Source organism: Flavobacterium anhuiense (assembly GCF_050990855.1).
In the GTDB taxonomy this organism is placed as follows: Bacteria; Bacteroidota; Bacteroidia; order Flavobacteriales; family Flavobacteriaceae; genus Flavobacterium; species Flavobacterium anhuiense_C.
In genome coordinates this window covers 2,079,610-2,103,875 of sequence record NZ_CP158861.1, presented here as the reverse complement: position 1 = coordinate 2,103,875, position 24,266 = coordinate 2,079,610, and the positions used below count along the sequence as shown (strand labels likewise).

The window sequence follows — 24,266 nt, the reverse complement described above, 5'->3', positions numbered from 1 at the left end:
TGAAAAATTAAAACTTATTACATATCAGGTTTTGGTACTCTAAACTTTGTGATAAAATACACTAAGAATTATTACATTTAAATTATGCTTTTAGAAAAATTACTTGACGAGTTTAATGTAGACACCAATATTTTTAGTGAAGAGGAGTCTAATTTATATGATAACTACTTTGAACAAATAGCCGTCAAAAAGAACACCTTTTTAATAAGAGAAGGAGAAACAGAAAATTACAGCTATTTTGTTTTTGATGGTGTATTGCGTTGTTGGCTACTAAATAATAAAGGAGAAGAACAAACTTTTTGGTTCTGTAAACCAGGAACATTTTCTATGTCAAATATCTCATTTACATTACAAGAAAAATCAGCTTTTAATGTGCAGGCAATCGTAGATTGTATTGTTTATAGAATCAGCAAGGAACAAGCAGCAGAACTATATGCTTCCATTCCGAAGGTAAAAACAGTTTTTGGAGATTTGACTGCTATATTATTGAATAGAATATTAAAAAGAAATATCGACATCATCAAAAACCCTCCCGAACAATATTATCTGCAAATGATTGATGAATATGGCACCGCTTTAAACCATATTCCGTTAAAAGATATAGCATCCTATTTGGGCATTACGCCACAAGCATTGAGCAGAATACGCCGTCGCATTTTTTAACTTGGGTTCAGTGTTATTTATTTATTAGTTTGGAACTTTGCACTTTTAAAATTCATAGTTATGATTAGAGAAATTACAGAAATGGATTATCCGCGATTAATGGAAATTTGGCAAAGTGCGGTGCTAAATACACATGATTTTCTTAAAGAGGAAGATTTTTTATATTACAAGGAACAGCTTCCTACCTACTTTAAACATGTTACCTTATTTGGATTTGAGAAAGACGGAATATTAGTTGGCTTTATAGGAACTTCAAATGAAAATCTTGAAATGTTATTTATTGATAATGATTTTCGAGGAATTGGAATAGGAAAAAAACTGATCACATTTGCAATAGCTAATTTAAACGTAAGCAAAGTTGATGTGAATGAACAAAATACACAAGCCGTTGGTTTCTACAAACATGCAGGTTTCAAAGTTGTAAAAAGATCAGCGCTAGATGAAAAAGGCAAAGAATATCCTATATTACATATGGAATTATAATTTACTTTTAAATACAATCTTATTTGTTAAAAAACATATCAAGATTGGATTACTGTTATCGCTATTAAAATAAAAGCTTCAAATAAATCTGGAGCTTTTTGCTTTATGATAATTTCTTCAAATTCAACTAGATTTATATAGCTTTTATACCTAAATACTGAATATAACCTAAATAAACTCTAAAAACACTACTCATATAAAAATCATATCCTACAATAATTATGTAAACTCATAACAAAATTCTATAAACAAAAATGTTGTTGCGCCATGTATTTTTGGATTAAGAAAAATATGTTTTTGTACAGCCAATAAATAATAAAAATCATGCAATCAACTATAACTACATCCGCAAATTTTAACTCCAATACTATTCAATCTAATGCAAATATGATAGATGCTGAATTTCATTCTGAAAGACAAGCATCAACTTCTTTAGACTTGTACCACAAGCATGAGGACGAACCAGATTTTGACTGCGAATTTCTGCATGGTATTAGCTATAACGAAGAAACCGAAAATACAATTGATGCAGAAACTGATGAAGATTTTGCAGATCTATATAATGACAATCAATGGGATGTCGATATCTATGACCCGTATTTGGAGTCCACTTATTTTTAATCGCAAAAATTCTAAGTTCAAGGCTATTCCTGCCATTTAAACAAAAGTTTCAGATTCCTCTGAAACTTTTGTTTGTTTTACAAGCGCAAATTTTCGAGCAAACTTCTTCTGCTAAACAAAAACATCTCTTTAATTCTTTCATCATTTTAGTTAATCATTTCTTAATCTGTTAAGGAAATTATTTGCATTAGTATAAATTCGTTCTGTTAATTCGTATGAAATAAGCTATATTTTTAAAGGATAGCACCTCAAAAATAACTTAATACCAAAAACGTGATTTATACCACACTTTTAAATATTGCGGTTTTTCAGGGAATAATTTTAGGCTTCATTATTTTAAAGTCTTCTTTATTCAATAGCAATTCAAACAAATATCTGGCAGGCTTATTATTTACGCTTTCTATTATTTTACTGAATCATGTTTTTGAGGTCACAGACGCATTTACTCCCTACCCTTTCTTGCGTTTTATTGATCATATCGAATGGACATTTCTAATACCTGCTTTTTTATTTCTGTTTATTATCAACCGAATTGATGATGCTGTAAAAAGCAAGCAAAACTCTTATTTATGTTTTATTCCATTTACCTATTCTGCCCTACTTTGTGTTTCACAGGATCTTGATCGTGTCGCAGGAATTTATACTATTCCCAATGCAGCTGCAGGTCTACTCCAAGTACTTGGTTTACTTCATCTTGTTTTGGCCGTTACATTCATTCCGTTTCTGCTATGTTATTCTTATTTTATGATTAAGCACTTAAAAGATGCGCAGGACAAAAAATGGATCTTTATCCTGCTAACAATCATTTCTTCATCGTTAATTGCTTTTCTTATTATTGCTGTAGCCAACTTATTTATTCCTTTTGACCTTTCTGCAGCGATGAGTATTTTGGCTTTTTGTGCCACATTTATAATTCATTGGGCTGCTTATATTGGCATTTACAAGTACAAATTGGCCAAAGATCACCAAGCAGTTTACAATTTTTTAAATAAAGATTTAGCGATTCTGCCCGCCAATATCCCAATTATAGAAAATGACGAACCCGAAGAATATACAGAATCGATCACGGCAAATAACGTTTACTTTCAAAAGCTAGAACTTCTCTGCAAAGAACAGCACCTTTATACCGACAGTACATTAAACAGAGAAAAAGTTGCCGAAAAATTAGGCATTAGTCCTGGATATCTCTCTCACATTGTTAATACCATAACAGAAGACAACTTTGCTAATTATATCAATAATTATCGTATTGAAGCTGTCAAGGAAATGATTTTAAATTCTGAATACGAAAATTACAGTTTACTAGCAATGGGTTTAGAATCTGGCTTTACTTCTAAAACCACTTTTTATAAAGCCTTCAAAAAAGCTACTGGTCAAACACCAAATGAATATAAAAATAGTATAAAGTAAGTGCCGATTTATACAGTTAAGTACCGATTTATCCATTTTTAAGCTTTTGATACCTTTTCTAATTTTTCTTATCTCAATTTTGGCTTCAAATAATTCAAATCAATTTTTATGAAAAAAATTTTATGGCTAGCTGTTTTTACAGTTTTAGGATTTGCAAGTGTTAATGCTCAAGAAATTAAATTTGGAGCTAAAGCAGGTTTAAACTTTTCGACTGTTAACGGAAGCAACGCTGGTAACATTAACTATGTGACCTCTTATCATGTTGGCGTTGTATCTGAAATTCCAATTTCTGAAAAGTTTTCTTTTCAACCCGAAATCATGTATTCCCGTCAAGGATATACCTTTAATAATGATTTAATAGCTATGAATTACCTGAACATTCCGTTAATGGGAAAATATTATGTAACAAAAGGGTTGAGTTTGGAAGCTGGTCCGCAAATAGGCTTTTTACTTTCTGCTAAAGATGAAGGCGTGAAAGTAACCAATTCATTCACTACTTTTGATTTTGGCTTTAATTTTGGCGTTGGCTATAAACTAGAAAACGGACTTAATTTTGGCGCAAGATATAATCTAGGCGTAACTAAGGCTGATACTGACATCAGAAATGCATCATTTCAAGCATCTGTTGGTTATTTCTTTTTCTAAAATCTTAATAAGTAATAACCAAAAACACCACTTATTTGAGTGGTGTTTTTGGTCATTTCGAGTTTAGAAAACCCCAAAACTGCACCGTTAAGTGACAGTAATGAGGCCCGCTAAAAATTATATCGCAGTCGATTCAAATTGTTTTAAGTCTCTCGTATTTTTTTGTACGGCAAGGGCAGAAAACAATCCTAAAACGAACGACATTCCGAAGAATCCTTTTTCGCTCAGCAATAAATCTGCATTCCAAAGACCAATGATTAGCAATACGATAGAAGCGATGGTGCTAAACCAGCTTATGCTGTAATACAAATCGGTTACAGGAATTCCTTCTAGTCTGTCTCTCACGCTTTTTTGCACTGATATTACAGAGAAAAGTCCGAAAAGGAGAATCGTAAAATAGTATCCTTTTTCGTTGTAAGCCATTGCCGAATTGTAAAGTCCGATACAATAGGAAGTCATACCAATAAGTAGCGTCATCCAAGATGCGCCTATGAAAGCGGCACTTGGTTTTAGAGGACTACCTCCATTATTTGATCTTCCATTTTTTAATTCTAAACTGTTGTTTGATTCATTTGATTTTAGCGGTTCCATAATTTTTTATGTTTTATAATTATGAGGCAAATGTCAGAATGAATAGGAAATTGTGAAAATCAATTTACATTAAAAACTGATGATATAAAAACTGATTTATTTATCTTTATGCTCATAAAGTAGGATTTATGAATGCTCTGGAAGAAATATCAAATATGATGAATGAAGCTGATAAAAAGGCATTCATACATTATTTATCGAAAAAGAATAAACGAAAAGACGTAGCAAATATCAAATTATTCAATTCTTTAAAAACTGATGATATAAACTTTATAAATAATGATTTAAAAGATAAAAAAAGCACCGACGCTTATCATGCTCTTAGAAAAAGGCTTTATGATAACATGATCGATTTTATGGCGAATCGAAGTTTTGAAAATGATACTTCGCAAGAAAATGTCATCCTTCGTTTTATTGTGGTAAGTCGGTTATTCTTTGAACATAAACTCATTAAAACCGCTTTTAAATGTTTGGCTAAAGCCGAAGAAATTGCGCTGAGCATTGAGCATTTTAGTCTTCTCAACGAAATCTATTTGATTCAAATACAATTTGCACATTTCAATTTATCGGAACCAGTTGAAGAAATAATCCAGAAATTTAAAGCAAACAAGAAAAAGGCCGAATATGAAGAACATCTCAATTTGGGGTATGCCATTTTACGCCGTGAACTTGCTGCGATTTATCATGAAGGCAGAATTGTAGATTTTCAGGCTCTTATAAAAAACACTATAGAAACGCATGGAATATCTTTAAAACAAGGATTAACTTTTAAATCGCTGTATCAAATATTATTTATTGCCAACGAATATGCTTCTATAAATAACAATTTCTCACTCATACAGCCTTTTGTAGTCAAAAGCTATCGGTTTATTAGCAAAAAAATAGATCTTTCAGATCGGCATTTGTACTATCACATTTACATCTTATACTTTTTAGCCAATTTCTATTTTCGCAACGGACAGTTTACAAAGTCTTTACATTATCTTGACTTGATGTCTGCCGAACTTCAGAAACAATCTGGAAAGTATTATCAGCGTTTCTGTCTTAGATATTTCTTGTTATTGGCTTTCAATGAAAATTATCTTGGGAATTCGCAAAAAGCAATAGAAATTGCAGAAAAAGCGCTTTCTTCAAACAAAAAAGCAGATCCTAACGATAGCAACGACATTCGTCTTATGCTTGTCGTTTTTTACATACAGCAAAATGCTGGACGCAATGCCCTAAAAGAAATGGCAAAACTGAATCATACAGACAGTTGGTACGAAAAGAAAATGGGAATGGATTGGACCATAAAAAAATCTCTGGTTGAAATCCTTTTACATTCGCAGCAAGAAAACACCGAGTTGGCTTTATCCCGATTAAGAAGCTTTAAAAGACGCTATAAAAAATACCTTTTAACGGTAAATGAAGAACGCGTTGTTCACTATCTTTTATTCGTGGAGCAATATGTTCTGAAACCCGAAATTATACAGACTGAAAAATTTCAAAAAACAATAGAAGATTTTATCATCTCGGCACAAAATGGTCCTAAAGACATTTTAATTATGAGTTTCTTATCGTGGCTTGTTGCTAAAGTAAGACGAAAAACAGTCTATGAAACAACTTTAAATCTTCTGGAAACGTATTTTTAAATAAAAAAGCTTCAGATCCCTCTGAAGCTTTTTATTATCCATATTTTTTAAGCCATGAAAATAGTTCTCAACGACAATTTCACAATACAAATCTTCGATTTCCGACTATAATTTTCAATTTTCAGCATCTTCAATAGTATTTTCGTCGATTAAAATAATATTTTCTTAATAGCAGGCTTTCTATTTAGCAGCTATTTTTTATAAATTTGCGGCTTTAAAATTCGTAGGTTTTATTCCTCGTATTTTTAGGTTTGACAGCCTATTTCCATTTAATCCTACTAAAACATTTAGAACGTACTTTAATTATATAATAACCGCAAATCTACACAATGCAAAACACACACAACCCCAAACTCTTATTTATTAGCCTTTTAACTTTATTTTTCTCTGTTACTTTATTCTCTCAAAAAAGCGTTTATGCCGGAATCGAAATCGGTCGTAGAGCTATAAAAGTTTCAGTTATTGATGTAAACAACATCAGAAAAGCCGATTATAAAATCCTTTCTTTCTGGACAGAGCGAATTCCGTTTGCTGATCATATTGGCGCTACAGGCGAACTTACTCAAGAAGACATTACTAGAACTAGTGTTACGGTAACCAACCAACTGCAAAAAATTAAGGCTGAGAACAAACTTCTTGAAGAAAACATCTTTATCGTTGCTGCTCCTGTTTTTGCACAAGCACGCAATATAGATGTTCTAAAAAACAAAATTGCTCTTTTGACCGGAAAACAATTAGAGGTATTAGATGTTAACGAAGAAGCAAAAACACTTGTTAAAGGTGCTATTCCGCCTGTTGACTTTGCTAATGCTTTCTTACTAGATATTGGTGCTCAAACTACAAAAGGGGGTTATATTGACGAACTTAAAGACGGTAAACTAGAGTTTATTCCTTTAGAATTAAGTTTCGGGACTATGACACTTACTGACGCCGTAGAAAAAACAGTGGTAAACAAAAGTCAGGTAAACGATATGTCAACTTACCAAGAAAAATCTTTTGACTACAATGTAATTCTACGTAAAAAAACCAAAGAATTATTTGATGCCAATCCACCTTTAGCAAAAAAAGATAAATTATACTTATCTGGTGGTGCTGTATGGGCATTTTCTACTCTTTTCTTTGACGAAACGGTTAACAAAGAGCACTATGTTACGTTAACACTTCAAGATGTTATTGATTATGATGCTATTCTGAAAAACAACTTCAGTAAGTTTACCAATCTTGCAAAAACAAATAAAGAGGCTGCTAGAGTTTTAAGCACTTACGATCAAAAATACCTTATTTCGGCAAACAACATTCTGGTAACCTGCCTTGAAAGTATTCCAGATTATGCAACAAAGAAAATTTACTTTGTAAAAGAAGGACAAGTAATCTGGCTGATCTCTTACATTGCAGATCGTTCAAAAAAGATTAATACTAATTTTTAAGTATTTCCTTTTTCTAAATATTTTAAAGCTTCAGAGAAATCTGGAGCTTTTTGTTTTCTATTCTGTTTAACAACTTTGAACCAAAATTTTATATCTTAGCAAGATTGCAATCGATTACATTAAACCAAAAATCAATTTTGCTATGAGAATTTATTTCTATCTGCTTTGCTTTTTCAGCTGCTCTCTAGCTGTCTATGCTCAAAAACCAACGCCCGAGAAACCTCGAATTTTGATTAGTACCGATATCGGAGGAACAGATCCAGACGACAATCAATCGATGGCGCATTTGTTAATGTACAATGAAAAATTTCAAATTGAAGGATTGGTTTCTTCACCTTCGTATGGAAACGGAAGCAAACAGGAAATAATTCGAATGATTGATCTTTACGAAAAAGATCTTCCGAAATTGCAAAAGCACCAAACGGGTTTTGCAACTCCAGAATACCTGCGTTCAATATCCAAACAAGGTTATCGCGGAAATGTCTCTTATATTGGCTATTCTAAAGCGACAGAAGGGTCCGATTGGATTGTAAAATGCGCCAAAAAGAAAAGTTCTCAACCTTTATGGATTTTAGTTTGGGGAGGTTTAGAAGATCTTGCACAGGCTCTGCACGATGCTCCTGAAATTCAGAACAAAATTAAAGTGTATTGGATTGGCGGCCCTAACAAAAAATGGAGCGCAAACAGTTATGCTTACATTGTAGCCAATTTTCCGAAACTCTGGTTTATAGAAAATAATTCTTCGTATTACGGTTTATTTTCGCATAGCGACGAACCAGACAGTGTGGTGATTTCAAATTATTATACCCAACATATTCGAGACAAAAGTGCCCTAGGAAAGGACTTTATAAACTATTACAAAGGCGAAGTCAAAATGGGAGACACTCCTTCTCTCTTATATATGATGGATGGGGACCCAAACGATCCAACACGCGAAAGCTGGGGAGGGAGTTTCGAAAAATTTAATTATAGTCCGAGAACCGTCTTAGATCGTACCACAACGATTCAAGATACAGTGGCGTATTGTTCTATCATGGAACTTCGTTTTAAGATACCAAAAACCGATGCTAAAAAAGAATCTATCTATTTTTGGATGGAAGTGCCTTACGGAAAAAACATTCAGAAATGGCCTGGCTATTATATCGGAAACGATGTTTATGCCATTAGATATATTCCGAAAAAAGCAGAAGTTTTAAATTATAAATTAACGTCTGACCTTTCTGAAATTAACGGAAAAGAAGGCACAATTGTGGCAACCAATTTATGGCCGGGCAAAAAAAGCCAAACTGATTATAAATTGGGAAATAATTGGTTCACTGATAAACAAGACAAGGATCTATATTTTGGAAAAATTCAAGGAGGAAAAACAGTTTCCAAATGGAAAGAAGAAATTCTTGTAGATTGGGCTAAGCGATGGAACTGGCTTAATGAATAATTAAACTTAAAAGCATTTTTATATCATACAAAGCTTCAGAGAAATCTGGAGCTTTTTCGTTTTTATATACTTCATAAAAACATAAAATGGTTTCAAGTTATAATTTGAAACCAGCTTTCATTTGAAAAAAAATGGAGATACCGACATATAATTTAATTTTAGGAGACCTAAATTAAGAACAGATTCTTGTATAATTTAACTTCTTTTTGAATTATGAAAAACTCAGTTTTCCTTTTAATTGTCTTGTTTTTAAGCGTAACAGCGTGCAAGAAAAATCAGTCTGAAAATACTAAAGATACAGCAGACGCTGGTATTTCTTCAGACTCTATTACTGCTATTGCAAAACAAGCTTGGATATATGGATATCCAATGTTCTATAATTACAAAACTATGTATGCCAGCGCTATTGCTAAAGGAGCAAAAACATATGTAGGTTTTAACAAATTTAAAAGTTATTCAAACAGTGCGACACCAACAGACACTTTAGTAGTTACGATAAATAATGACACACCATATTCAACTGCTGCAATTGACGTTTCAGACGAACCAGTGATTCTACAAGTTCCTAAAATTGAAGGAGACAGGTATTTTGTAATGCAGTTTACAGACCTTTACACTTTTAATTTTGAATATGTTGGCTCACGTGTCACAGGAAATCAAGGCGGAAAATATCTTGTAGCCGGTCCTGATTGGAAAGGAGAAACTCCAAAAGGAATTGACAAAGTTCTTCATTCAGAAACGAATTTGATTTTCTTAATTGGCCGCACGGAACTTGACAGCCCAAGCGATGTTCCAAATTTAAAAAAGATACAGGAACAATATAAATTGATTCCGTTGCACGAATATACTAAACAGCCAGCTCCTCAGGTAAAAAAATACAATATGCCACTGCCTGAATGGAAAGAAGCCGACTATAGTTCTGTAGAATTCATAAACGTTCTGAATGCTTTGCTTCAATATACAAGTGAAGATAGCAGTGAAAAAGAACTTAGAGCCAATTTTGCCAAAATTGGAATTGTACCAGGAGTGCCTTTCGACAGTTCTAAATATTCGCCAGAAACTATAAAAGCCATTGAAAAAGGAATTGCAGAAGCAAAACAAGAATTAGATTCTAAATTAAACGGACTTTTGGATTCTAGCAGTCTGTTTGGCACAAGAGCCTCGCTCAAAAACAATTACCTTAATCGTGCAATTGCAGCAGCGGCTGGTCTTTACGGAAATACAAAAGAAGAAGCTGTTTATACAGGAAGCGCAACCGATAAAGACAAGCAACCATTGAATGGAAATAACAAATACATTTTAAAATTCCCAAAAGGTCAGCTTCCAGAGGCTAAATACTTTTGGAGTATCACCATGTACAATTTGCCTAAACGCTTTTTGGTTCTAAACCCAATAAATAGATATTCTATAGGAGCTAAAACTAAAGGTCTTAAATTTGAACCTAATGGAGATTTGATTATTTATTTGTATTCTGAATCGCCAGGAAAAGACAAAGAAAGCAATTGGTTGCCAACTCCTAAAAACCAAGATTTCAATTTCGTGTTAAGAATTTACGGACCTCAACCAGATGTGATTAATAATGTTTGGAAAATGCCACTGCCAGAAAAAGTAAAATAATATTTTTTAGAGTAAATAACTTGAAAAGCTTCGGAGGAATCTGAAGCTTTTTTTATTGTTCAAAATTATTCTATTAAAATTTCATCAATCAAAATCAATATCGTAATATTGCAATATTAATATAAATTGAAATGGGAGCAACTAAAACAGAACATTTTACAGACGCACAAAATCAAATCGCTGTTATTGCTAAAGCTCTTGGTCATCCTGCAAGAATTGCTATAATAGAATATTTATTGAAAGTGAATGAATGTATTTGCGGAGATATCGTTAACGAACTGCCACTCGCCCAGCCTACAGTTTCTCAACATTTGAAAGAGCTGAAAAATGCTGGAATAATTAAAGGAAATATTTCTGGAAATGCGATTTGCTATTGCATTGACGAAAAAACAATTGATATATTAAACTCCTATTTTTTAAACATCACACAAACTATTTCAAAATCAAAATGCTGCTAAAGCATTTTTTTCGATAAAGTATATCGCAATATTGCATTAAACAAATAAACCTAAAGAAATGAAATTATCAGAAGTAAAACAGATTTTACCAACATTAGACAATGTTGAATTTCAATTAGAAAACGGGACTTTTGTACCAGAGCATTTTCACGTTACAGAAGTTGGAGTAATCACAAAGCATTTTATTGATTGTGGTGGCGTGATTCGAAATGAAAAAGTCGCAAACTTTCAGCTTTGGAATGCCAACGATTTTGAGCATCGATTGAAACCTGGCAAATTATTGCATATAATCGAACTATCAGAAAACAAATTAAATATTGAAGATTTGGAAATTGAAGTCGAATATCAAAACGAAACCATTGGCAAATATGATTTGGCTTTTAACGGAAAAACATTCATTTTAAAAAACAAAACAACAGCTTGCTTAGCACAAGATTCTTGTGGAATTCCAGCAGAAAAGCAAAAGATCAATTTGATTCAATTGAATGACAATGCTGCGTCTTGTTGTACACCAAATTCAGGATGCTGTTAAATGAAAAAGAAAATACTAGTACTTTGCACAGGAAATAGTTGCAGAAGTCAGATTGCAGAAGGCTACATGAGATTTTTTGCCAAAAACAAAGCTGAGGTTTATAGCGCAGGAGTAGAAACTCATGGCGTTAGCCCAAAAGCTATTTCGATAATGAAAGAAGATGGAATTGACATTTCAAACCACACTTCTAACAATTTTGACGAATACACCAATATTGATTTTAATTTTGTAATTACAGTTTGTGATAATGCGAAAGAACGTTGTCCGTTTTTCCCAACAAACGCAATCAAATTCGACTATAACTTTCCAGATCCTGCAAAAGCAACTGGAACAGATGCTGAAATAGCAGAACAGTTTAGAACAGTTAGAGAACTCATAAAAGAATTTTGCAAAAGATTTGTTGATGAAAATTTAGCATAAAAAAAAGCTTCAGATTGATCTGAAGCTTTTTTTATTCCTTAACCAACATTTCATTAATAATATCCAGCAATTCCATTTCGTCAGTCGGAAATAAATGAAGCGCTTGTTCCTGAACCAATCCAACATCTATTGAAGGGTTTTTATTTTCGTTTTCTAAAGCCATAATACAAAGTTTTAAGGTGTTTGTAATCAAGCAGCCTAACTCAGAATAATTTAAAACCTTTACCTCAACATTACAGCTTTTATTGCCGTTTGGTTTTAGAATATTTAAATATTGAGCTGATTGTTTTTTAATGTATTTTAAGTCTATTAATTCTTTCATTTTATAGCATTATTAATTCATTTTCAACAACTCAAAATTCACATTATATTTTTGAAAAAAGGTTATCTTATATGATAACAATACGATTATTCTGTAAGAATATCGTGTCGGTAAAAAAATGTGTCGTTTTACGTTGGTATACCAACCAAACGTCCATTCAGAACGCATATTTATATTTTACCGATATTATATTCCTACGGAATGTTTTTTAAATGGAAATCATGATTATATTCCGTAGGAATATCTCGTAGGTAAAAAAAATACGTAAGCCCTAATGGACTTACGCATTTTTTTGATGAAGCATTATAAAACGCCATATAATAACCAAGAATGAAACTCGAATATCGAGGGCAGAATGAGATATTGAATAAGGGGACTTTGGTTTTACCAATCTTCCTTATCTTCTTCTTCCGCCTCCACCGCCGAAGCCTCCGCCTCCCATACCACGAGAACCGCCTCCCATTTGACCTGCACTTGGTCTTGAAGAACTGCCTCGATTGAAATTGGAGTTTGAAGAACTACTTCTATTATTATTAAAATTGGAAGAACTTCCTCTATTATTGTTAAGATTTGAAGTTCCTGCACTCGGTGCTGAGCTTTGACGTGTTCTTCCCGATCCAGCAGTATTTCCAGCTGACGGTCTTGTGCTTGCTGAATTACGAGAATTTCCGTATCGATTATTGGACGTATTATTTCGCACCGTATTAGATCGCATTTTGTTATTGTTGTAATTATTAAAACTATTTCTGTTATTAATATATACATTGTTTCCGCCATGATAATGTCCGCCATGATAACCATGATGATGATAATAATGGTTATGACGATAAATGCCTACTGCCATTACAGTAAAAGCAGCAAAGTATGGCGGATAAAATCCGTAGTAATAAGGGGGATAATACGGTACATAAGCTGGTGAATACACATATTGTACGATTGGCACTGTTTCTACTACAACAGCTGTTACCGCTGGTGCGCTAGCTACAGGTTCCTCTCCTGTATATCCAGGATTTGCTGTTTTTGCAGGTGTCGATTTGGTTACAGGTTCTATAACATAATCTTTTCCGTAAAGCAGCTCATCGCCCACGATTTGCATTTTCACTTTGCCATTTTTGTCCTTATCGACCAAAATAACCGCAACGTCTTGGTTCTCTTTTTTGTTTACAGCAACTTGAAGAACAAACGTAAAAGAATTACCATCTTTCTTAGTATTCACTTTTATGAAGTCTACTTTTTTGTCCAGATTCAAATCAAGATTATTGATTCCTGTTTTCTCCAGATTCAAGTTTTTTTCAAATTCCTCAATGGTTTTTGATTTCTGAAACAGCGTCATTACAGCGTACAAGTCGAGGTTGTCCCCTGGAAGTCCAAGTTCTTTACCGTCACTATCAGACTGGCTAAAAATTAGCTGGGCAGACATGATTAAGGCAACTGTCAAATATTTTGTAAATTTCTTTATCATAGTAAGAGTATAAAATATTAATAAGCGGAGTAGAAAATTCTACTCTGTACCCAGAAATCGTCTAGTGCTTTTTGGTTTTATCCAATTCGCCAATAAACGGAATGGCATCTTGAATTTCGGCTCTTATGGTTACTTGCAGATACAACTCAAGCTGCACAAATTTTGCTGCGTTGATTCCGCCAATAGCTTTTACCAGCTTTGAATGTGTTTTGGCAAGCAACTTTTCAGAATCTTGATTGTATTTTAAATTTGCTGAGGTCAATTCTGTCGCTTTAGCATCGCTCAAGGCCGCATAATTGTTTGCATAGTCTTCCAAGATTTTAATTTTCTGCTGACTTAAGGCTTTACGCTCTGTTTCATATTTATCATAAATAGGCTGAAATGCAGCAGCTTGCGCATCAGATAAACCCAAATATTCTTTGACTACATCTGCTTTCGATTTTCCATAAAGGTCTTGGATCAAATTAATTTCATCAACAGAAGTCTGTGCTGCGGCATTCAATCCTAAAACCAGTGAAAGTATAAAGAGTATCTTTTTCATAATTTTATTCTATAAGTTTAATTACTACTTGCTAAAGTCATAGCTTAAAGAAGCACCAAGTCCAAATTGAAATGTTGATGCATAATCAGTAACTGCTACTGGCCCCCAATAGTAATCCCAATAATAATCATATCCTACAGCTGCCGACATCGACTGCAGATAAGCATGAAGATTAATAGATAATGGTGAATTCGTTTTTACCTTTACACCACCCTTAATTTCCCATGCAAAATAAGTTCCACTGCCACTTTTTGGCGACTCTAGAATGGCAACCCCTAATCCTGCACCCAAAAATGGAAGTGCCTTTTGAGAACTTGAACCGAAGTAATACGTATAATCTGCTAAAATATAATTAATAGCTCCTTTATCATCTCCAGCATTAACTTGCGTTCCAGGAGGAATATTTCCATCAGCTATATAACCTTTAGTATACAATGGCATATGTGTATCAAGTCTGTTATATTTTAATTCTATAGAAGCATTATCCATTATAAAATATTCCAAACCTAATCCATATTCAAAACCATCTTCTACTTTTCCATATGAAGAATCAAAATCTACTCTATCAGAAAAAGTATAACCTCCATATAAATTAAGCAAAAATGAATTGGCAGTTTGAGCATTTGCTGCTCCTGCTGTTAGTAAAAAAATAGCGAGTATCCAGTATAAGCTTTTCATAATTGTATTTTTTTAATGATTATATTTTATTGACCTAAATTGGTTGTAAAATTTGGACGTTGTTTTATTCTGTCAATCCATCAGAAGCGCTCATATCTCTCAAGCAAACATATTTTCCATCTCTTTTTTCGAAAAGGCTCATATAGTTCCCTGTATTTATTGGCGTATTGGTAGAATCGGTTACTTTATAATACCCTACTTCTACTACTTGATTACCATCATGAGAAACAAACACTTCTTTGGTTTCAAATGAGATTACATTGGTATTGTTTGCCAAATCCTCTTCTAAAAATTTATACCTCGCATCTTTACCAATAATTGGCGGTCTGTTTTGATAAAAAGTAATAGCGTCGTCTGCATAGTACCCAATCTCTTTCAGCTGACCAGCATTGTAGGTTGCAGCATATTCATTTTCTTTTGCCTGAATTTCTTTCTTGATTTGCTTTAAGTCAATCACAGTATTATCGTCCTTTTTTGTATTGCAGGAAACCAATAAAACACAGAACCCTGCGAGAACCGCTCTTGTAACCATTTTATTTTTCATACACATTTAATTTTCAAGTTGATATAAGATTATTCCTTTTACAAACAGGCTCAAAATACGTTCGTAAATACCAGTTATTATTTTTAATCCTTTCGGAATATGAAACACTTAAAGATTTAATACTCTTCGAAAATCTTTTGAAGTTCTGCCAAATTTCTCTGCTTAAGCAAAGCAACTGACAATAGAATTCTAGATTTCTGCGGGTTCAATCCATAAGATGCAATTAATCCCAATTCATCATCGTTACATTCTACATTACGTCCTACGATTCCTGTAGCCACACGTGTACTTCTTACCACGATAATGCCTTTTTTGCTGGCTCTTGCACAAGCGTCAAGAGAAGCCTTGTTCATGTTTCCGTTTCCAACTCCAGCAATTACAATTCCTTTAGCTCCTTTTTCAATCGAAGCATCAATTAAATCTGGTTTCATATCTGCATCAGCATAAATAATATCTACACGAGGAAAAGAGCTTACGCCTTTAATATCAAATTCTGAAGCTTTCCCAAATTTTTGATCAGGATAATGAAAGAAATCATTTACTCCATAAGCAGTTGTACCAATAAGTCCGCGAATTGGAGACATAAAGGTCTGTACCGCAGTTGTGCTTACTTTTGTTAAAGATTGCGCAGAATGAATCCAATCGTTCATGACCAAAAGCACTCCGTGTCCTTTTGCTTTAGGATCTGCAGCCACTGCGATTGCATTATAAAGATTTAAAGGCCCATCTGCACTAATTGCTGTCGATGGACGCATTGAACCTACTAGCACTACAGGTTTATCTGTTTTTACCACTAGATTTAAAAAATATGCGGTTTCTTCCATCGTATCGGTTCCGTGTGTAATCACAAAACCATCAACATCTTTGCTAGCAGCCAATTCGTTTATTCTGTTGGCTACTTTTAGCATAATTTCAAATGACATATCCTGAGATCCGACATTTGATATTTGTTCCCCCTTTATGTCTGCCAGTTTCATTGCATCTGGAACTGCATTTACCATTGCATCAATTGTAACCTGACCAGAAGTATATCCAGATTGCACCCCGCTTTTGGCAGAACCGGCAATTGTTCCTCCTGTTGCCAAGATTAATACTTTAGGCTTAGCCTGTCCGAACATGCTGATGCTTAGCGAAAGCATCAATAATAAAAATATCTTACTACAAAAGTTTATATATGATTTCATAATTTTTTTCTTTTTGGTTTGAGTTTATTTTTGTCCTGTTAGAGTTGCCGGATCAAGAAGCTTTTTAATCTGGTCTTCTGTCAATAATTTCTTCTCGCGAATAAGCTCCAAAATTCCTTTATTGGTTGCAAGGGCTTCTTTTGCTAATTCGGTTGTTTTTTCATAGCCCAAAATTGGATTCAACGCCGTTACAACACCAACACTTCTCTCCATATAATGTGCTAAAATGTCTTTATTTACCGTAATGCCGTCTATACAATTTTTTCTAAAAAGAGGAAATGCTTTAAAAAACAAGCCTTGAGATTCCATCATGGCAATGGCTTCTACAGGCTCGTAAGCATTTAACTGCAATAAACCAGAATGCGCTGCAAGCGTCACCGTAAGATCGTTACCCATCACTTTAAAACACAACTGGTTCATAAGCTCTGGCATAACCGGATTTACTTTTCCTGGCATAATAGAAGATCCTGGCTGAAGTGCTGGAAGATTAATTTCGAAAAGTCCAGTACGAGGACCAGAAGCCAAAATAATTAGATCGCTGCTAATTTTGGACACGGCAACAGCCATACTCTTTAGTGTAGAAGAATACATTACAAATCCTTGCTGACTGGTAGTAGCCGCAATAAGATCTTTGCTCATCACGATTGGTTTTCCTGTAATTTTAGCCAAATGCGTCGCCACTTTTTCAGCATATCCTGGAGAAGCGGTAATTCCTGTCCCGATTGCTGTGGCACCCATATTTTGTTCACATAAAAAAACTTCCGATTTTTTTAATGCCGCTATTTCAGCATCGAGCTGATTTCCAAAGGCATGAAATTCCTGGCCCACAGTCATTGGTACGGCATCCTGTCCTTCAGTGCGTCCCATTTTTATGATGTCTTTAAATTCATCTCCTTTTTTATGAAAAGCTTTTGCCAGAAGATCGGCTTCTTTTACTAGCTTATCGTTATGAAGCAATAAAGCCACTTTTATAGCAGTTGGGTAAACATCATTGGTAGACTGCCCCATATTCAAATCGTCGTGAGGCTCAATGTATTGATATTCTCCTTTTTTATGTCCGCTTAGTTCCAGTGCGATATTCGCTAGAACTTCATTCACGTTCATATTGGCAGAAGTACCTGCACCTCCTTGATACAAATCGACCAAAAATTGATCGTGGTATTTGCCATCAATTACCGCTTGGCATGCTTTTTCTATAGCAGCTAATCGGTCTTTTTTTAATCGGCCCACATCGGCATTAGCGCGAGCTGCGGCAAGTTTAACCATTGCAAAAGCTCGTACATAATCCGGATAAAATTGTGTGGTCATGCCACTGATTTGAAAATTTTCTAATGCGCGAGCGGTTTGTACTCCGTAGTACGCATTTGCAGGAAGTTGTTTTTCTCCCAGAAGATCTTTTTCTGTTCGGGTTTGAGCATTAAGAACACTTATAGACAACCCGAACAATAGCAGATATTGTACAGTTTTATACATATTTTTTTCTTTTTTTGATGATTAAAAAACTGAAAGCTTTTTATTAATTCTTTTTATAAAACGCCTGAGAGAAATTATATCTAAAAGAAAACTGCAGCTTGTTTATAGAAGTGCTCCATCCGTCGTTGTAATTCTCGCGGTTCCCCCACTGAAATTCGACACCGACCATACAATTTTTAACAGGAGTATATAAAAGATTCCCTAAAATATATTGTCCTTTTTTGAAAGCATCGTCTGTTTGTCCGTTTGAATTATCAATATCAATCATAGAATATCCTATTGCAGTGCTGAATTTATCGCTCCAAGTATGATCTAAAAATGCAACAACACCCACCAAAGGAAGCGCGACACCTTTTATCGGTCTGTTGATATCATTAGGAGTATTCTCAATAGCAATATCTACAGGAGCATCATTCATGTAGTTCTGTACTCCTTCTCCATACATCACTTGACCTCTAAAAACATCATTTTTGCTAAAATTGATATTCGTACTTAAATTAAGTCCCCATCCTACAGCATCTCCAGATAAATCATATTGGTCATTATTAAGATCTTTCCACTCAATTTTTCTTACTATACCCGCCAATTCGATGTAACCCCATTTGGTTCCCATATGATATTCTGCTGAAAGGTCAGGCAAAGGAAATCGCGCTTTTACGCCTTGCAACTCAACACGGTTAGCATAATCGCCCTGATCGGCACTTGCCCCAGGTCTTTCTAATGCAATGGTTAAACGGGTATCGCCTTGAATCGGCATGTAACGAATTTGAATATTACGGAAGAAAACCATTCCGGTCGGTCCCCAATACTCCAGCGAATTTGGAAATACGCCAATATCCATAAAGGGGCTCCATGTTTGTCCCGCTCCAAATTTTCCTAACTCGGCATAAGCATGACGCAAACGAAAAGTAGTTTGTCCAGCATCTACCCCCGTACCAAATAATTCAAATTCAAATGTGGTTTTTAATTCTCCAAGTCCTGTATCAAAATAATTTTTAAAACCAAGTCTGGTCTGACGAACAGAAGCATAGTAACTCCCATCTGGTCCGTATTCGTTCTTAAAAGAGGGCAGTTTGGTTGGCCTCACCACATCATACCAATCGGATTGGATCTGATTAAAATTATAACCAATATCGGTCATAATGAAACCATAGATTTCCATGCTTTTAGCCCCTTCATCTTGAGCCTGAGCAAAAGCGGAAATGAGAAAACAAATTATAATGGCCCGATGCCTCATCGTTACCATTTGTAAAAACCTTTTTTTCATAATGATTATAGTTTGTTTATTATGGGATACGTACTATTCATTTGTTTTTTACATTCTGGCTTAAAATAAAATCACGTTATTTTAAAAATCTGTATTTCTCAGCACTGGCTTTTGGCTCCGAAAGTCGTTTCAATATTCCTGAAATTTTCATGTTTTGGGCTAGCAAAAAAATCAAGAACTTCATAATGCCTATCATTTTTTTGTTAAAAGAGCAGAAAAATGACGCAACACCAGCTGATTATCAAACAAATATAGTCAATGCTAATGCACGTTTAGGGTTAATAACCGTTACATTTAACGGTTAAAACATAAGATTAATAATATTAATATGTTAAATATTCACATAATTTTATAACTTTGTAAGTACATCATATTTAACATTTTATACGCCCCAGTGACTTTTTTTTTTGACGTTAATAATTTCAATTAATTCATTATGGAGTCTATAAAAAAAATCCCCCCGGATACCATTTATAATGAACTGGAAAATGTTTTAAAGTTTTATTCATTTAAGAACTCAATGCTGTTGAGCAATTTTCTGCGATATATTGTCAAAGAAACTATTGATGAAAGACAGCAGTACATTAAAGAGTATTCCATAGCTGTAAATGCTTTAAGCAGGCCCTCTCATTTTAATCCTCACGATGATGCCATGGTTCGCATTCACGCAGGAAGATTAAGAAAATTACTTAATGAATATTACTCTACCGACGGAAAAGACAATTCGGTGATTATTCATGTCCCAAAAGGTGGTTACGTTCCTGAATTTATTCATAACAACAAAATGAGACATATTGATCTCCCTATCACTAACAGCAAAACAATTCCGGTTATTACGGTTTTCCCTTTTAAGTCCACCACCCAAAGACCAGATTTAGAAGTTTTTTCACAAATTCTTTCCGAAGAAATAAGTGCAGAGCTCTCCCGTTTTCAAGACATTTCTGTAATAGGGCATTTTGCTTCTGGTGTCATTTCAAAAATCAATGAAAATATTTTGGAAGCCGCCAGTCTAGTGGGAGCCGATTTTATAATAACAGGACATATTCAAATTATCGATAATAAAGTGCAGATTAGAGTCAATCTGGTAAATTCTTCTTCAGGAAAGTTTATAGTAACGAAACTCTTTACGCCTGCCAGTATCGATGACGGTATTCGAATTCAGAATGAAATAGTAAAAGAGATCGTTTCTTCAATGGGCGGTTATTATGGCATTATTTTTAAAGAAATGGTAAAAACGGTACCTTCTAAAATATCCAACAATTCTGGAGTTCTAAAGGCGATCTGCAGTTATCATGAATACCAATGTTCTTATTCGATCGAAAATTATGCAAATGCATTATCCAATTTAAATGACGCAGTAGAGTTAGATCCAAATCATGCCATTTCTTGGGCAATGTTGGGCGAAATGTATTTGGCATCTATCGCTCTAGGATTAGACAATTGTAAAAAAACAATCGAAAAAAGCAGTCATTGCATTTCAAAAGCATTAAAAATTGATCCTAATTGCCAGCAGGCATGGTACTCATTAACGCTCATAAATTGCTTTAAAAAAGACCAGGATAATTGTCTTGCAGCCGCAGAACAATGCATCAAAATAAACCCTAATTCTTCTGGCATTTCTTCAGGAATAGGCTGTATGCTTATTTTTGCGGGTTATTTTGAGAAAGGTTTTAATTTACTAGAAAACGCAACGCGCATAAATCCTTCTCATCCTTGGTGGATTTCTATTGGATATTGCTACTATTACATCCATAAAAAAGAATATAAAAAGTCATTGTATTGGGCGGAGAAAATGGATTTTAGCGAAACCATTTGGGATTCTCTTCTAAAAGCCGTTTCCTTTTCTCTTCTAAGCGAAGACGAAAAAGCAAAAACATATTTAGCCAACCTTCTAGAGCTACAACCTCAAACGGCATCAGAGATCAAAGACATATTTTCCAGTTTTATGTTCTCTGATGAAATTATTTTTAGAATGGTAAACAGTTTGAAGAGAATCGGGCTAAAAGATGATATCTGATTTTGACCAAAATAAAAAAATTGCGCAAAAACTTAGAAGAATCGAGTTTTTGCGCACTTTTTTTACTTGAAAATTAAAAATGCAATTTAGTAGATTGCTTGATATAGCTCATTACAAACGAACTCTGCACTTTGCTAATGTTCGGAATATCGGAAAGCTTTCTAATAAAATCATTAAATGATTCTGGATCTTTTACTACCACTTTCAAAACATAATCAAAAATTCCTCCTGTTACATATCCTTCAACCACCTCATCCAAAGCGGCAACTTGTCTTGAAAATTCTTCGACAAGATCTAAACGCTGACTGTTTAAAGAAAGATTTATAATTACCGTAAAATTTAATCCCACTTTTTTCGGATCAATTATCGCAACGTAGTCTTTAATATAACCTTCATTTTCCAATTTCTTAATTCGGTCGTAAACAGAAGTTCTTGACATATTAAGTCGCTCTGTCAAATCGGTTATATCAAATCTTGCATTCTCCTGAAGGATTCGAAGTAATTCTATTTCTTGTTTGCTTAATTCTTGCATCGGATTTTTTCCAGTTAAAGTATAAAAAATAACTCAATTTCGGACAAAACACACAAATAAATCCATTTAAAAAGATTAAATGCATATTTAAACCAAAAATATCGACCGTTATTCTTGAATTTATAATTTTGACTGTACAAAACATATTTCAAGAATAAAAAATGAACAAATATATCATCATTGTTGCTTTGGGCGCATTAAGTTTCGGAATGCTATCTTCTTTTGCTAAAATCGCTTACGGAGAAGGTTATTCGCCAGCCGAAATTACTTTGACACAAGCACTTGCAGGAACCTTAATTTTATGGTCCATTGTAATTTTCAGAAAACTTAAAAATGGCAATAAAGTGGCATTAAACTGGAAATTGCTTCTGGCAGGAACTACAATGGGGTCTTCTGCTTTTACTTATTATTTAGCTGTGGCTTACATTCCTGCTTCTTTGGCCATTGTCCTATTAATGCAAATTACATGGCTAAGCATTCTAGTTAACTGGATATTTTTCAAGAAAAAACCCAATACGGTAGAAATGGGCTCGGCATTTTTCATCATCTTAGGGACTGTCTTGGCAGGAAATCTTTTAGACATAACCCATGCAACTATTTCATTTACAGGCATCGCTTTAAGCTTGTTATCTGCTTTGCTTTACACGCTTTATATTGTTTTTACAAGCAAAATTGGCAAAGAAACGCCAATGTTCGAAAAAAGCGCTCTAATGACCAGCGGTTCTGCCATGATCATATTTTTAATTAACTGCGAAGCTATTACGACAAGCACGCATTTAGATTTTGGATTATTGCAATGGGGAACTTTTTTAGCCATTTTCGGGACTGTGATTCCGCCCATCTGCTTTACGGTCGGAATGCCTAAAATTGGAGCGGGTTTGAGCTCTGTTCTCTTGACACTAGAATTGCCAGCCGCTGTTTTTTGCGCACACATTATTTTGGGTGAAAAAGTTACTTTTATGCAAATTATAGGAATCGCCATCATGCTGGCTTCCATTGTTTATCTAAACATCTCAAAAGCTAAAAAAGAAAAAGCAATTCAAAACGAAACCGCAATATGTTAATCGAGCTACACGGCAATAATCTCTACATTGAATATTATAACGATTTTAAAAATCGTCCTACTATCGTTTTTCTACATGATTCTTTAGGTTGCGTAGCACTTTGGAGAGACTTTCCCAAAAAAATCGCAACCATTTGCCAATGCAACGTTTTAATTTATGATCGCTTGGGTTACGGAAAATCGGATGCAATGCCAACTTATGTTCGTCCTGTAAATTATTTAGAAGTAGAAGCCGACGTTTTAAACACCATTCTCGAAAATCTAAAAATTGAAAATGCCATTTTGTTTGGCCACAGCGATGGCGGATCAATCGCATTACTTGCAGCGAGCAAATATCCCAATCAGATAAAAATGGTAATTTGCGAAGCGGCCCATATTTTTGTTGAAGAAATTACCTTAAACGGTATTCGTGAAGCTGTTATAGCGTATCAAACCACAAACTTGCCTGAAAGACTTCAGAAATATCACGGAAATAAAACCGAAACCATTTTCAAAGCTTGGACAGAAACCTGGTTACGAAACGATTTTAGAAATTGGAATATAGAGCATCTTCTTTCTGAAATCCAAATTCCAGTATTATTTATTCAAGGCGAAAATGACGAATACGGAACTTTAAGTCAGGTCGAAAAAACTATAAATGGAGTATCTGGAGTGTCTGAAAAGCTTATAATTTCAAACGCTAGACATACTCCTCACAAGGAAATGCCGGAAATGATAGTTGTGAAAATTGCAACATTTATTGCAGCTAACAACTAAGCCACTTTCTTTGCAACTCGTTTTTTCTTTTCTAATAATTTAAGATGATTTTCGGCACATAGAATTTTCTCGGTCGTGCCGTTCTTATGTATTTCGATGAGGTAATGAAAATCTCTTTCTTTCGAAGTCGATTTTATGATAAGCCCCTTTTTAAAATCCATTTTCCTTTCGATAATGGTTCCCTTATAAGATCTCCCACTCAATGCTGTGTAGGAAACATCTTGCCCTTTTACAAATTTCATTGTTTTAGCCTTTAGTTCCTAATATTTGCTAACACTTCTAAATTTGAAAAACTAATGTTAAGGGGGGAAATCAGTTTTTCTATTTCGGCGAATGTATAAAGTTTTGACAATTTACAACCCCGTATTTATACCTGTTTTTAGAATTTTAAATATAGTCATTTTTTTAATGTAAAAATAACCTTTCAAAAAAAAATTGATACAATTTAGAACAGCTTCTATCGCAACTTTTTTAGCATGAATTCCTAGTTTTGA

General features: G+C 34.1%; 26 protein-coding genes. 15 read left to right on the top strand and 11 right to left on the bottom strand.

From position 1 onward, the window contains the following. Nucleotides 1-84 precede the first annotated feature (84 nt). The 5 genes from ABTV69_RS09505 to ABTV69_RS09485 all read left to right on the top strand — a co-directional run bounded on the left by ABTV69_RS09505 (nt 85) and on the right by ABTV69_RS09485 (nt 3,822). Nucleotides 85-663 carry a Crp/Fnr family transcriptional regulator gene (locus ABTV69_RS09505; RefSeq protein ID WP_433835771.1) on the top strand — a complete coding sequence of 193 codons (579 nt, stop codon included), beginning with the start codon at nt 85-87 and terminating at the stop codon, nt 661-663. A 60-nt stretch (nt 664-723) separates the two neighbouring features. Next, nucleotides 724-1,146, top strand: a complete 423-nt coding sequence (locus ABTV69_RS09500; RefSeq protein WP_433835769.1) for a GNAT family N-acetyltransferase — start codon at nt 724-726, stop codon at nt 1,144-1,146. Nucleotides 1,147-1,470: 324 nt separating this feature from the next. Then, on the top strand, nt 1,471-1,767 hold the full coding sequence (locus tag ABTV69_RS09495; RefSeq protein ID WP_433835767.1) for a hypothetical protein: 297 nt from the start codon (nt 1,471-1,473) through the stop codon (nt 1,765-1,767). A 273-nt stretch (nt 1,768-2,040) separates the two neighbouring features. Beyond that, nucleotides 2,041-3,177, top strand: a complete 1,137-nt coding sequence (locus tag ABTV69_RS09490; protein ID WP_433835765.1) for a helix-turn-helix domain-containing protein — start codon at nt 2,041-2,043, stop codon at nt 3,175-3,177. A gap of 108 nt (nt 3,178-3,285) precedes the next feature. After that, nucleotides 3,286-3,822, top strand: a complete 537-nt coding sequence (locus ABTV69_RS09485; protein WP_433835763.1) for a porin family protein — start codon at nt 3,286-3,288, stop codon at nt 3,820-3,822. 117 nt (nt 3,823-3,939) lie between these two features. Here the strand turns inward: ABTV69_RS09485 and yiaA are convergent, their stop codons facing one another. Next, nucleotides 3,940-4,413 carry an inner membrane protein YiaA gene (yiaA, locus tag ABTV69_RS09480; protein ID WP_433835761.1) on the bottom strand — a complete coding sequence of 158 codons (474 nt, stop codon included), beginning with the start codon at nt 4,411-4,413 and terminating at the stop codon, nt 3,940-3,942. Nucleotides 4,414-4,541: 128 nt separating this feature from the next. Here yiaA and ABTV69_RS09475 point away from each other — a divergent pair, with 128 nt between their 5' ends. The 7 genes from ABTV69_RS09475 to ABTV69_RS09445 all read left to right on the top strand — a co-directional run bounded on the left by ABTV69_RS09475 (nt 4,542) and on the right by ABTV69_RS09445 (nt 11,933). Further along, complete coding sequence (locus ABTV69_RS09475; protein ID WP_433835759.1) at nt 4,542-6,044, top strand: hypothetical protein; 1,503 nt, start codon at nt 4,542-4,544, stop codon at nt 6,042-6,044. A 329-nt stretch (nt 6,045-6,373) separates the two neighbouring features. Further along, nucleotides 6,374-7,471, top strand: coding sequence for an exopolyphosphatase (locus ABTV69_RS09470; protein ID WP_433835757.1), 1,098 nt, complete (start codon nt 6,374-6,376; stop codon nt 7,469-7,471). 142 nt (nt 7,472-7,613) lie between these two features. After that, nucleotides 7,614-8,906: a nucleoside hydrolase-like domain-containing protein gene (locus ABTV69_RS09465; protein ID WP_433835755.1), complete on the top strand. Its 1,293-nt coding sequence runs from the start codon at nt 7,614-7,616 to the stop codon at nt 8,904-8,906. 213 nt (nt 8,907-9,119) lie between these two features. Further along, nucleotides 9,120-10,523 carry a DUF1254 domain-containing protein gene (locus ABTV69_RS09460; protein WP_433835753.1) on the top strand — a complete coding sequence of 468 codons (1,404 nt, stop codon included), beginning with the start codon at nt 9,120-9,122 and terminating at the stop codon, nt 10,521-10,523. Nucleotides 10,524-10,654: 131 nt separating this feature from the next. After that, entirely contained in the window at nt 10,655-10,981 is a 327-nt protein-coding gene (locus tag ABTV69_RS09455) for an ArsR/SmtB family transcription factor (protein ID WP_290973630.1), read from the top strand. Between the two features lie 58 nt (nt 10,982-11,039). After that, nucleotides 11,040-11,513 carry a DUF6428 family protein gene (locus ABTV69_RS09450; RefSeq protein WP_433835750.1) on the top strand — a complete coding sequence of 158 codons (474 nt, stop codon included), beginning with the start codon at nt 11,040-11,042 and terminating at the stop codon, nt 11,511-11,513. Further along, on the top strand, nt 11,514-11,933 hold the full coding sequence (locus tag ABTV69_RS09445; protein ID WP_433835748.1) for an arsenate reductase ArsC: 420 nt from the start codon (nt 11,514-11,516) through the stop codon (nt 11,931-11,933). Nucleotides 11,934-11,964: 31 nt separating this feature from the next. Here the strand turns inward: ABTV69_RS09445 and ABTV69_RS09440 are convergent, their stop codons facing one another. The 8 genes from ABTV69_RS09440 to ABTV69_RS09405 form a co-directional block, all read right to left on the bottom strand. Further along, nucleotides 11,965-12,255 carry a hypothetical protein gene (locus tag ABTV69_RS09440; protein ID WP_433835746.1) on the bottom strand — a complete coding sequence of 97 codons (291 nt, stop codon included), beginning with the start codon at nt 12,253-12,255 and terminating at the stop codon, nt 11,965-11,967. Between the two features lie 397 nt (nt 12,256-12,652). Further along, nucleotides 12,653-13,717, bottom strand: a complete 1,065-nt coding sequence (locus ABTV69_RS09435; RefSeq protein ID WP_433835744.1) for a hypothetical protein — start codon at nt 13,715-13,717, stop codon at nt 12,653-12,655. Between the two features lie 61 nt (nt 13,718-13,778). Further along, nucleotides 13,779-14,258 carry a hypothetical protein gene (locus tag ABTV69_RS09430; protein ID WP_433835742.1) on the bottom strand — a complete coding sequence of 160 codons (480 nt, stop codon included), beginning with the start codon at nt 14,256-14,258 and terminating at the stop codon, nt 13,779-13,781. Between the two features lie 24 nt (nt 14,259-14,282). Then, nucleotides 14,283-14,936, bottom strand: coding sequence for an outer membrane beta-barrel protein (locus ABTV69_RS09425; RefSeq protein ID WP_433835740.1), 654 nt, complete (start codon nt 14,934-14,936; stop codon nt 14,283-14,285). A gap of 64 nt (nt 14,937-15,000) precedes the next feature. Continuing rightward, on the bottom strand, nt 15,001-15,480 hold the full coding sequence (locus tag ABTV69_RS09420) for a YybH family protein (protein ID WP_433835738.1): 480 nt from the start codon (nt 15,478-15,480) through the stop codon (nt 15,001-15,003). A 116-nt stretch (nt 15,481-15,596) separates the two neighbouring features. Next, nucleotides 15,597-16,664 carry a type II asparaginase gene (locus tag ABTV69_RS09415; RefSeq protein ID WP_433835736.1) on the bottom strand — a complete coding sequence of 356 codons (1,068 nt, stop codon included), beginning with the start codon at nt 16,662-16,664 and terminating at the stop codon, nt 15,597-15,599. A 24-nt stretch (nt 16,665-16,688) separates the two neighbouring features. Further along, a complete protein-coding gene (locus tag ABTV69_RS09410) occupies nt 16,689-18,137 on the bottom strand; it encodes an aspartate ammonia-lyase (RefSeq protein WP_433835734.1) in 1,449 nt (482 codons plus the stop codon). A 43-nt stretch (nt 18,138-18,180) separates the two neighbouring features. Further along, nucleotides 18,181-19,404, bottom strand: a complete 1,224-nt coding sequence (locus ABTV69_RS09405; protein WP_433835732.1) for a DcaP family trimeric outer membrane transporter — start codon at nt 19,402-19,404, stop codon at nt 18,181-18,183. A gap of 436 nt (nt 19,405-19,840) precedes the next feature. On the opposite strand from ABTV69_RS09405, the gene ABTV69_RS09400 reads away from it, so the two are divergent. Further along, nucleotides 19,841-21,421 carry a tetratricopeptide repeat protein gene (locus tag ABTV69_RS09400; protein ID WP_433835730.1) on the top strand — a complete coding sequence of 527 codons (1,581 nt, stop codon included), beginning with the start codon at nt 19,841-19,843 and terminating at the stop codon, nt 21,419-21,421. Between the two features lie 73 nt (nt 21,422-21,494). Here the strand turns inward: ABTV69_RS09400 and ABTV69_RS09395 are convergent, their stop codons facing one another. Continuing rightward, complete coding sequence (locus ABTV69_RS09395; RefSeq protein WP_278022657.1) at nt 21,495-21,953, bottom strand: Lrp/AsnC family transcriptional regulator; 459 nt, start codon at nt 21,951-21,953, stop codon at nt 21,495-21,497. Nucleotides 21,954-22,114: 161 nt separating this feature from the next. On the opposite strand from ABTV69_RS09395, the gene ABTV69_RS09390 reads away from it, so the two are divergent. Together ABTV69_RS09390 and ABTV69_RS09385 are read left to right on the top strand one after the other, a co-directional pair. Beyond that, a complete protein-coding gene (locus ABTV69_RS09390) occupies nt 22,115-23,017 on the top strand; it encodes an EamA family transporter (RefSeq protein WP_433835727.1) in 903 nt (300 codons plus the stop codon). Next, a complete protein-coding gene (locus tag ABTV69_RS09385) occupies nt 23,011-23,772 on the top strand; it encodes an alpha/beta fold hydrolase (RefSeq protein WP_433835725.1) in 762 nt (253 codons plus the stop codon). Before ABTV69_RS09390 ends, ABTV69_RS09385 begins: the two co-directional genes overlap by 7 nt. On the opposite strand, the gene ABTV69_RS09380 is transcribed toward ABTV69_RS09385, so the two are convergent. Then, a complete protein-coding gene (locus tag ABTV69_RS09380) occupies nt 23,769-24,014 on the bottom strand; it encodes a hypothetical protein (protein ID WP_433835723.1) in 246 nt (81 codons plus the stop codon). The two genes, ABTV69_RS09385 and ABTV69_RS09380, sit on opposite strands and share 4 nt — an antisense overlap. Between the last annotated feature and the right edge of the window lie 252 nt (nt 24,015-24,266).

Excerpts from the sequence above, each read along its gene's own strand:
- ABTV69_RS09505 (WP_433835771.1), top strand. The coding sequence starts at position 85 with ATGCTTTTAGAAAAATTACTTGACGAGTTTAATGTAGACACCAATATT.
- ABTV69_RS09500 (WP_433835769.1), top strand. The coding sequence starts at position 724 with ATGATTAGAGAAATTACAGAAATGGATTATCCGCGATTAATGGAAATT.
- ABTV69_RS09495 (WP_433835767.1), top strand. The coding sequence starts at position 1,471 with ATGCAATCAACTATAACTACATCCGCAAATTTTAACTCCAATACTATT.
- ABTV69_RS09485 (WP_433835763.1), top strand. The coding sequence starts at position 3,286 with ATGAAAAAAATTTTATGGCTAGCTGTTTTTACAGTTTTAGGATTTGCA.
- yiaA (WP_433835761.1), bottom strand. The coding sequence starts at position 4,413 with ATGGAACCGCTAAAATCAAATGAATCAAACAACAGTTTAGAATTAAAA.
- ABTV69_RS09475 (WP_433835759.1), top strand. The coding sequence starts at position 4,542 with ATGAATGCTCTGGAAGAAATATCAAATATGATGAATGAAGCTGATAAA.
- ABTV69_RS09470 (WP_433835757.1), top strand. The coding sequence starts at position 6,374 with ATGCAAAACACACACAACCCCAAACTCTTATTTATTAGCCTTTTAACT.
- ABTV69_RS09465 (WP_433835755.1), top strand. The coding sequence starts at position 7,614 with ATGAGAATTTATTTCTATCTGCTTTGCTTTTTCAGCTGCTCTCTAGCT.
- ABTV69_RS09460 (WP_433835753.1), top strand. The coding sequence starts at position 9,120 with ATGAAAAACTCAGTTTTCCTTTTAATTGTCTTGTTTTTAAGCGTAACA.
- ABTV69_RS09455 (WP_290973630.1), top strand. The coding sequence starts at position 10,655 with ATGGGAGCAACTAAAACAGAACATTTTACAGACGCACAAAATCAAATC.
- ABTV69_RS09450 (WP_433835750.1), top strand. The coding sequence starts at position 11,040 with ATGAAATTATCAGAAGTAAAACAGATTTTACCAACATTAGACAATGTT.
- ABTV69_RS09445 (WP_433835748.1), top strand. The coding sequence starts at position 11,514 with ATGAAAAAGAAAATACTAGTACTTTGCACAGGAAATAGTTGCAGAAGT.
- ABTV69_RS09440 (WP_433835746.1), bottom strand. The coding sequence starts at position 12,255 with ATGAAAGAATTAATAGACTTAAAATACATTAAAAAACAATCAGCTCAA.
- ABTV69_RS09435 (WP_433835744.1), bottom strand. The coding sequence starts at position 13,717 with ATGATAAAGAAATTTACAAAATATTTGACAGTTGCCTTAATCATGTCT.
- ABTV69_RS09430 (WP_433835742.1), bottom strand. The coding sequence starts at position 14,258 with ATGAAAAAGATACTCTTTATACTTTCACTGGTTTTAGGATTGAATGCC.
- ABTV69_RS09425 (WP_433835740.1), bottom strand. The coding sequence starts at position 14,936 with ATGAAAAGCTTATACTGGATACTCGCTATTTTTTTACTAACAGCAGGA.
- ABTV69_RS09420 (WP_433835738.1), bottom strand. The coding sequence starts at position 15,480 with ATGAAAAATAAAATGGTTACAAGAGCGGTTCTCGCAGGGTTCTGTGTT.
- ABTV69_RS09415 (WP_433835736.1), bottom strand. The coding sequence starts at position 16,664 with ATGAAATCATATATAAACTTTTGTAGTAAGATATTTTTATTATTGATG.
- ABTV69_RS09410 (WP_433835734.1), bottom strand. The coding sequence starts at position 18,137 with ATGTATAAAACTGTACAATATCTGCTATTGTTCGGGTTGTCTATAAGT.
- ABTV69_RS09405 (WP_433835732.1), bottom strand. The coding sequence starts at position 19,404 with ATGAAAAAAAGGTTTTTACAAATGGTAACGATGAGGCATCGGGCCATT.
- ABTV69_RS09400 (WP_433835730.1), top strand. The coding sequence starts at position 19,841 with ATGGAGTCTATAAAAAAAATCCCCCCGGATACCATTTATAATGAACTG.
- ABTV69_RS09395 (WP_278022657.1), bottom strand. The coding sequence starts at position 21,953 with ATGCAAGAATTAAGCAAACAAGAAATAGAATTACTTCGAATCCTTCAG.
- ABTV69_RS09390 (WP_433835727.1), top strand. The coding sequence starts at position 22,115 with ATGAACAAATATATCATCATTGTTGCTTTGGGCGCATTAAGTTTCGGA.
- ABTV69_RS09385 (WP_433835725.1), top strand. The coding sequence starts at position 23,011 with ATGTTAATCGAGCTACACGGCAATAATCTCTACATTGAATATTATAAC.
- ABTV69_RS09380 (WP_433835723.1), bottom strand. The coding sequence starts at position 24,014 with ATGAAATTTGTAAAAGGGCAAGATGTTTCCTACACAGCATTGAGTGGG.